General features: G+C 65.3%; 1 pseudogene. It reads right to left on the reverse strand.

Annotated features, from left to right (window positions below):
• Positions 1-141: 141 nt before the first annotated feature.
• Positions 142-444 (reverse strand): annotated as a pseudogene (locus DY926_RS17300) (hypothetical protein); the annotation flags it as partial.

The following is a 444-nucleotide window of genomic DNA, read 5'->3' on the forward strand; positions in this document are numbered from 1 at the left end:
TTTCATGATCGGGCAGCAGCCCCAGTGTCTGCCCGCAGAAAGAGAGTTGCGCCCATGGTTCCGACCTGTTGCAGAAGCAGGTCTCAACCCTATAGCGTCGGTCCGCACGGACCGACGCGTACGGAATCGTCCGCCCTTTCATCATGCAGCCAACGCCATGTCAGGTTCGGGCGTCGCTGCATTGGGCAGCGCTGTCATGTCTGCCTCGCCTTCTCCCACCTCCATCGCGCCAGCGACGGCCTCAGCCGCGCCCCCGGCGTCCTCCTGCGTCTCGTCAGTCTCCGGTTCGGCGTCCCACGCTGCCATCCGGGCCGCGGCCTCGCGCTGCCTGTCCAGTTTTTGCGTCCATTGTTCCAGCGCCGTGGCAAAGCCCGCCGCATCGGGTACCCAGTGCCCACCTTCGCCAACATGGTTCATGAGCGCCGCACGCATGAGCTTGCCCGT

This window comes from Komagataeibacter melaceti (assembly GCF_003403295.1).
GTDB classification, from domain to species: Bacteria; Pseudomonadota; Alphaproteobacteria; order Acetobacterales; family Acetobacteraceae; genus Komagataeibacter; species Komagataeibacter melaceti.